At 72.3% G+C, this 7824-nt stretch carries 4 protein-coding genes and 1 pseudogene; all 5 read left to right on the top strand.

Translation table 11 applies throughout. The features are described from left to right. A partial coding sequence (locus Z164_RS22895) for a Tle-like phospholipase domain-containing protein (protein WP_484496894.1) occupies positions 1–610 on the top strand: 610 nt, incomplete at its 5' end. Between the two features lie 53 nt (positions 611–663). Beyond that, a complete protein-coding gene (locus Z164_RS0119365) occupies positions 664–3306 on the top strand; it encodes a TonB-dependent receptor plug domain-containing protein (protein WP_024892285.1) in 2643 nt (880 codons plus the stop codon). A gap of 60 nt (positions 3307–3366) precedes the next feature. After that, entirely contained in the window at positions 3367–5955 is a 2589-nt protein-coding gene (locus Z164_RS0119360) for a M14 family zinc carboxypeptidase (protein ID WP_024892284.1), read from the top strand. Between the two features lie 134 nt (positions 5956–6089). Beyond that, a complete protein-coding gene (locus tag Z164_RS0119355) occupies positions 6090–7118 on the top strand; it encodes a LysR substrate-binding domain-containing protein (RefSeq protein WP_024892283.1) in 1029 nt (342 codons plus the stop codon). A gap of 181 nt (positions 7119–7299) precedes the next feature. Then, positions 7300–7824 (top strand): annotated as a pseudogene (locus tag Z164_RS21100) (hypothetical protein); the annotation flags it as partial.

The following is a 7824-nucleotide window of genomic DNA, read 5'->3' as shown; positions in this document are numbered from 1 at the left end:
AACTCCGCCCAGCGGTTGGGTGCGCGCCAGCGAGAACCTGGACCTGCTGCGGGCCGCGATACCGGGCTTGCAGGGAAGCGACGAAGAGCTGCGCGAACTGCTCAAGCCTCGGGAGTCCGGCTTCCGCGCCGAGCTCTATTTCCCAGATCCCGAAGTACTAGGACGCGGCTACAAGCCGACCCTGGTGTTCAAGGGCTCGGCCAACGAGGTGGTCGGCCCCGACGGCAAGCTGCGCAGCACCGCCGCGGAGGATTTCCTCGGCAACAACTTCCCGCAGTCGATCGGCCTGAAGACCGATTACTACGACCGTGCGATGGATTTAGCGGTGGAGCTGAAGAAGCAGGGTTTCGACTTCGACCTCGACAGCGGCAGCGCCAGCGCGCAGGCCAGCAGCAGGCGCGCCCAAAGCGATCGGCGGCAAGCATCGTGGGGGCGGGGGAGGTGCGACATCGTCGATCCGGCATCCTTCGGAACGGGTTCTCTCATAGCATGGCCGGATTCGAAGCCGCCAGTTCGCGGCGAGGGGAATGCGACGGCGTCCCGCTGCGCGCTCCTGCTGCGGTGTACATGCCGGAACGGAATGGCGCCAGTCCCAATCACCATTTTTTAACGTTCGCCATCCGTGGCTCACTGCCTGCCCGTTCATGATTTTGCGGTGCAGCAATGTCGAGGATCGCCCCGATCGCCGCCGCCGTGCTCACGGCGCTCGGCTCCATTTCCCCCGCCTCCGCGCAGGCCCCGGCATCGGACGCCCCCTCCCCGCAGCCCGACAGCAGTCCCACCCTGGCGACCCTGGTGGTCACCGGCTCCAACATCCGCCGCGCCGAGGCCGAAGGGTCCAACCCGGTCCAGGTCATCGGCCGCGAGCAGTTGGAGACCTCCGGCAAGGTCACCGTGGCCGACGTGCTGCGCTCGATCTCGGCCAACACCGGCAACGCCACCAACGAGACCAGCAACAGCGGCTGGGCCTCGGGCTCGGCCGGCATCGGCCTGCGCGGACTGTCGCAGAAGAACACCCTGGTGCTGCTCAACGGTCGCCGCCTGGCCAACTACGGCTTCCCCTCCGGCGGCCTGTCGGACACCTTCGTCAACCTCAACGCGCTGCCGCTGGTGGCGGTGGAGCGCATCGAGGTGCTCAAGGACGGCGCCTCGGCCGTCTACGGCTCCGATGCGGTGGCCGGCGTGGTCAACATCATCACCCGGCAGAACTTCCAGGGCCTGGAGGTCGGCGGCAGCCTCGGCACCTCCGACGAGGGCGGGCTGGACACCCAGCGCGCGCGCCTGGTCGGCGGCACCGGCGACCTGGAGAACGACGGCTTCAACCTGCTCTTCAGCTTCGAGGCCTACAACCGCGAGCGGCTCGACCAGGACGAACGCGCGCTGACCCGCTCGGGCATCTACACCGGCCTGCCCGGCGGGCGCTGGAACGGCTGGACCGCCAAGGGCGCGCGCTTCCTGGTCGACGGCGCCTCGGTGCCGCTGCTCGACGCCCAGGGCCACTGCCCGGAGGGCATGGTGCTCACCGCCAGCGCGCCGATCGACGGCCTGGAAGGCGACACCTGCGCGATCAACCTCGCCCCGCACACCACGCTGATCCCCGCCACCGAGCGCTACCAGGCCTACGTCAACGGCACCCTGCGCATCAACGAGAACGTCGAGGCCTTCGGCGAGATCATCTACAGCCACATCCGCGGCACCTCGCTGTTCGGCTCCAGCCCCTACTTCACGCTGGAAGGCGGGCGCTTCGCGCTCGACGCCGACACCGGGCTCGCCGAGCCGGTGTCCAACCTGCTGCCGGCCGGCAACCCGTACAACCCCTACGGCGTGGACGTGCCGATCGAGTACACGTTCTTCGACTTCGGGCAGTCGCGCAAGACCAACCGCTCCGACGCCTGGCGCGTGCTGGCCGGGGTGCGCGGCCGTACCGAGCGCTGGGACTGGGAGGCGGCGGCGTTCGGCGCGCGCAGCAAGGAGCGCGAGCACGTCGCGGCCGGCTTCGCCAACCGCTGGACGCTGGCGCAGGCGCTGGCCGACGGCAGCCTCGACCTGCACGATCCTGGCAGCACCCCGCAGGCGGTGATCGACGCGATCGCGCTCGGCACGCTGCGCCCGGCCGACTCGCGCCTGCACGGCATCGACGCCAAGATCTCCGGCAGCCTGTTCGACCTGCCCGCCGGCAGCGTCGGCTTCGCCGCCGGCGCGGAATGGCGGCGCGAGTCGCTGGTCTCGCGCAACCCCTGGCAGATCGACGCCGGCCTGCAGGTGCGCCCGGCGATCGCCGCGGTCGACGGCAGCCGGCAGGTCAGCGCGGTGTACGCCGAGTTCAACGTGCCGCTGGCCACCGGCCTGGAGCTGCAGATCGCCGGCCGCGGCGACCACTACAGCGATTTCGGCAACGCCTTCTCGCCCAAGGCCGGGCTGCGCTGGCAGGCGCTGGACACGCTGCTGGTGCGCGCCTCGGCCTCGCGCGGGTTCCGCGCGCCGTCGCTGTCGGAGAACTCCGCCAGCACCAACATCGCCTACGGCTCGGTGGTCGATCCCTACGACCCGGACGTGCCGAACTCGCGCCAGAACCCGACCTTCTTCACCGTCGGCAACACCGACCTCGACCCCGAGCGCACTCGCAGCTACAACCTCGGCGCGGTGTTCTCGCCCTGGGCCGACACCAGCCTGAGCGTGGACTGGTACAAGGTCGAACTGGACAACCTGGTCGGCACCGGCAACACCACCGCCATCGTGCAGGCGAACGACCCGGCCAACGTGGTGCGCGATGCGCGCGGCAAGCTGGTGGCCGTCTACAACCGCTACCAGAACCTCAGCGAGCTCAAGACCTCGGGCCTGGACGCGGAGCTGCGCCAGCGCTGGCGCACCGCCGCCGGCGACTTCACCCTGTCGAGCGTGTACACCCACGTGCTGGAGTACCGCCGTCCGGCCACCGTCGGCGGGCCGCTGGTGGACTACGCCGGCAGCAACCGCGGGCCGTCCTTGCCGCGCAACAAGGCGACCACCACGCTGGGCTGGGAGATCGGCGACTTCGACACCGGGCTCACCTGGTACCGCACCGGCGGCTACGACCAGGTACCGGCGGTCGGCGGGCAGACCCGCGTCGACGCCTACGACCAGTTCGATCTCTACGCCGGCTGGTCGGGCATCGACGGCCTGACCCTGTACGCCAAGGTCGAGAACCTGCTCGACGAGGCGCCGCCGCACGACGCCTCGTTCCCGGGCGTGCGCGCGCCGTACGACTTCACCCAGTACGACCTGCGCGGGCGCTACTTCCAGGTCGGATTCGACTACCGTTTCTGACCCGCGATGCGCAGCGCGCCCCTCCGGGCGCGCCCTCCCCGAACGATTCCGGAACCGCCGATGCCCCTCCTGCTCTCCGCCGCGCGCCGCCTGCTGCTGGCCGCCGCGCTGCTGTCGCCTTTCGCCCTGTTCGCGCAGACCGCCTACTACTTCCCCGACGCCGCCAGCGCCGACCTCGACCCCGCGGTGCCCACGCCCGAGGCGTTCCTGGGCTACCCGATCGGCAGCCACTACACCCGCCACGACCGCCTGCTGGACTACTTCCGCGAGCTGGCGCGCGTCTCCGATCGGGTGAGCCTGCAGGAGATCGGACGCAGCTACGAGGAGCGGCCGCTGGCCGCGGTGGTGATCACCGCCGCCGGCAACCACGCGCGGCTGGAGGACCTGCGCCGCGCCCACGCCGCCCTGGCCGATCCTGCCGCGCCCGATGCCGATCCGGCGCGGGTCCCGGTGGTGGTGGGGCTGTACTACAGCGTGCACGGCAACGAGACCTCCAGCGGCGAGGCCGCGCTGCTGACCGCCTACTACCTGGCCGCCAGCCGCTCGGCGCAGACCCGGCGCTGGCTGGAGGAGGCGATCGTGCTGATCGACCCGGCGCAGAACCCCGACGGCCGCGACCGCGCCGCCAACTGGCACAACGCCTGGAAGTCGAACCCGCCGGTCGCCGACCCGCTGGACAAGGAGCACGTCGAGCCGTTTCCGATGGGCCGCACCAACCACTACTTCACCGACCTCAACCGCGACTGGCTCGCCGTCACCCAGCGCGAGACCCGCGCCAAGCTGGCGGTGTTCCACCAGTGGCGGCCCAACGTGCAGATCGACTTCCACGAGATGGGCTCGGGCAGCACCTACTACTTCGAGCCCTCGCCCTCGAGCATGCACAGCCCGCTGCTGCCGCAGGCCTCCTACGACTTCAACGTGACCCTGGCGCGCTACCACGCCGAGGGCCTCGACGCGCTGGGCTCGCTGTACTACACGCGCGAGAACTTCGACAACTTCTCGCCGGTGTACGGCTCCACTTATCCCGACTTCCACGGCGGCGTGGGCGTCACCGTCGAGCAGGCCAGCTCGCGCGGGCTGGTGCAGGACACCGCCTCCGGGCCGCTGGAGTTCCGCTTCACCATCCGCAACCAGGTCGCCACCGGCCTGGCCACCGTGCGCGGCGCGGTCGCCGAGAAGGCCGGGCTGCTGGCGCTGCAGCAGGACTTCTTCCGCTCCGCCGTCGAACAGGGCCGCCGCCACCGCCATGCCGCGTACGTGTTCGGCGACGCCCACGACCCCGGCCTGACCCGGCGTCTGCTCGACCTGCTGCTGCAGCACCGCATCCGCGTCCACGCGCTGCCCGCGCCGCTGGAGATCGACGGACAGCGCTTCGAGCCCGGCAGCGCCTACGTGGTGCCTTCGGCGCAGCCGCAGTTCCGGCTGGTCCACGCGATCTTCGAGGAAACGCCCGAGGTGCGCGGCAGCGTCTACGGCAGCACCTCCTACGCGATCGCCCACGCCTACGGCCTGCAGGTCGCGCGCTCGCGGCGGGCGCTGGCCACCGGCGAGGCGATCGCCGCGCTGCCGCCCGCGGCCGGCGGCGTTTCCGGCGGCCACGCCGGTTACGCCTACGCCATCGACTGGCGCGACGTCGAAGCCCCGCGCGTGCTGGCCGCGCTGCTGGCGCAGGACGTGCGCGTACGCGCCGCCTTCGAGCCCTTCACCGCCCGCACCACCGGCGGCGAGACCGCCTTCGGCCGCGGCACCCTGGTAGTGCCGGTGGCCGGCCAGCCGCTCGACCCCGAGGCCCTGCAGGCGGCGGTGGACGCGGCCGCGCGCGAGGCCGGCGTCGTCGCGCACGCGCTGTCGACCGGACAGAGCGCGGCCGGCATCGACCTGGGCAGCGACAGCGTCAAGCCGCTGCGCACGCCGAGGATCGCGCTGGTGATGGGCCAGGGCGTCAACGCCACCGAGATCGGCTCGACCTGGTTCGCGCTCAGCGAGCGCCTGCGCTGGCCGGCCACGCGGCTCGATCCCGCGCAGCTCGCGCGCGTGCCGCTGGGCGCCTACACCAGCATCGTGCTCGCCGGCGGCCAGTACGGCGACTGGAGCGAGGCCACGGTGCAGGCGCTCAAGCGCTGGATCGAGGCCGGCGGCTCCCTGGTGACCTTCGGCACCGCCTCGCGCTGGGCGATCGAGCAGGGCCTGGCTGGCGCGCGCGGCGAGGAAGCGGCCGACGCCGGCGACGCGACCGGCGACGACGCCCGCCGCGACTTCGCCGAGCGCCGCGACGCGCTGGCCGAGCAGCGCAGCACCGGCAACCTGCTCTCGGCCGACGCCGACATCACCCATCCGCTGGCCTTCGGCGTGCCGCGCCGGGCCATCTTCGTCAACAAGGAGACCGACGTGACCCTGCCGCCGGTGGCCGACGCGTTCTCCAACGTGGTGCGCATCGACGACGCGCCGCTGGTCAACGGCTACCTGCCCGAGGCGCTGCGCCGCGCCGCCGCCGGCTCGACCTGGGCGCAGGTGGCGCGCGTGGGCGCGGGCAACGTGGTGCTGTTCGCCGACGATCCCGCGCACCGCAAGTACTGGCTCGGCACCGAGCGGCTGCTGGTCAACGGGCTGTTCCTGGCCGACCACCTCGCGCCCGCATCGCGGCGGTAGAGCGCGACATGGGCAGGGAACGCCCCGGCACACAGTGTTGCCCCGCGCGGGACGGCACCCGCGCGGACTTGCCGGATGATCGGGCCGATGAACACGCCCGCGCCCTGCCGTGGCGCCCGCGCCGGGGCGCCGAGATGACGCTGACCCAGCTGCGCAGCTTCGCGACGATCGTCGACTGCGGCTGCAACATCACCCTGGCCGCGCAGCGCCTGCACGCCACCCAGTCCGGGCTGTCCAAGCAGCTCGGGCAGCTCGAAAGCGCGCTCGGCTTCCTGCTGTTCGTCCGTCGCGGCCGCGCGCTGACCGCGCTGACCGAGGAAGGCCGGCAGGTGCTGGCGCACGCGCGGCGCCTGCTGGCCGAGAGCCAGAACATCCAATCGCTGGCCGACAATCTGCGCCGCGAGCGCCAGGGCCTGCTGCGCATCGCCACCACCCACACCCAGGCCCGGCACGCGCTACCGGGCGCGCTGCGCAGCCTGACGCGGCAGTTCCCGGACGTGGCGGTGCACGTGGCGCCCGGCGGCGACGCCGAATCGCTGCGGCAGCTGGCGGCGGGGCAGGCGGAACTGGCCATCCTGAGCGGCACCGGCGCACCGCCGCCGGACTGCGTGGCGGTGCCGCTGTACCGCTGGCAGCGGCGCGTGCTGGTGCCGCACGGGCACCCGCTGGCCGCGCTCGACCGGCCGCTGCGGCTGCAGGACCTGGCCGGCATTGCGCTGGTCAGCTACGAGTCCAGCCGCGATCCCGGCTCCTCGCTGCAACGCGCCTTCGCCGCCGCCGGACTGGCGGCGCAGGTCGCGGTCACCGCGCGCGACGGCGAGCTGATCCGCACCTACGTGCGCGCCGGGCTCGGCGTCGGCCTCCTGGCCGAGATGGCCCTCGACGAGGACAGCGACCTGATCGCCCCGCCGATGGCCCCCGGCCTGCTGCCCGAGTGCACCACCTGGCTGCTGCTGCGCCGCGACCGGCTGCTGCGCGACTTCGGCTTCGCCCTGGTGCGGGCGCTGGCCCCGCACTTCGACGCGGTGGAGCTGCGGCGGCTGCTCGAACTGGGCCAACCGCTGCCGCACCCGCCGCCCGACTGGGCCGCCTGGCGCGCATCCGCCGGCCGCGCTGCCGGTGCGCAGCGCCATCATCGCAAGGCGACCTCGCCCCCGGCCTGACCCGCGCCACCGAGCATGCGCAGCAGGCGCTGCGTGCTGCCGGCAGGCAACGCCGCAGCTGCATGATGCGTGCGCACGCGACCGCGGACACACCGGCGCGCCGGCTTGCATCTGCGCCGGCGATCGGGGAAGTTGACCGCCGGCCCGCACGGGCCGCTCGGGGGAATCAAGGAGAGATCGCATGCGCGATGCGCGCGTCCCCATCGCCCTGCTGCTGACCGCGCTCGCCCTGGTCGGCGGGCTGTACCTGTCGGGCTACCTGGCGCTGCTGTTGCTCGGCCTCGACACCGGCCTGCTCGAGGCCACCACCTGGTACCAGTACATCCGCGTCGTCGACCATCCCCAGGTCGCCCGCTATGCCGCCCGCCTGAACGACCGCTTCGGCCTGCCGATCAGAAGCGAGGCGCCCGTCTACGATATCTACGAAGTCCGACCCAAGGCGCCGACCGAGGTCTTCGTCAGCGACGTCGCGCCCACTTCCGAGCTCGATGGGCAGGTCACCCGCGTCGCCAGCATCGGCAACGACCTGGCCCCGCACCAGGAATTGGTGATCGGCAGAGGGCTCGGCACGCCCATTGCCGCGATCGCCGCGGAGTCCGCCCCTCCTTCCATGCCGCGCGGTCCGGGCCTTGCCCGCAGCCTGGGCGCCGCAGGACTCGCCGCCACCGCCTACGATGCCCTGAGTACGCACGCGAAGGCCGCGGAC

The organism is Luteimonas huabeiensis HB2 (genome assembly GCF_000559025.1).
In the GTDB taxonomy this organism is placed as follows: domain Bacteria; phylum Pseudomonadota; class Gammaproteobacteria; order Xanthomonadales; family Xanthomonadaceae; genus Luteimonas; species Luteimonas huabeiensis.
Note: the sequence above shows the minus strand (reverse complement) of the source record. Positions and strands in the feature narration are given on the sequence as shown.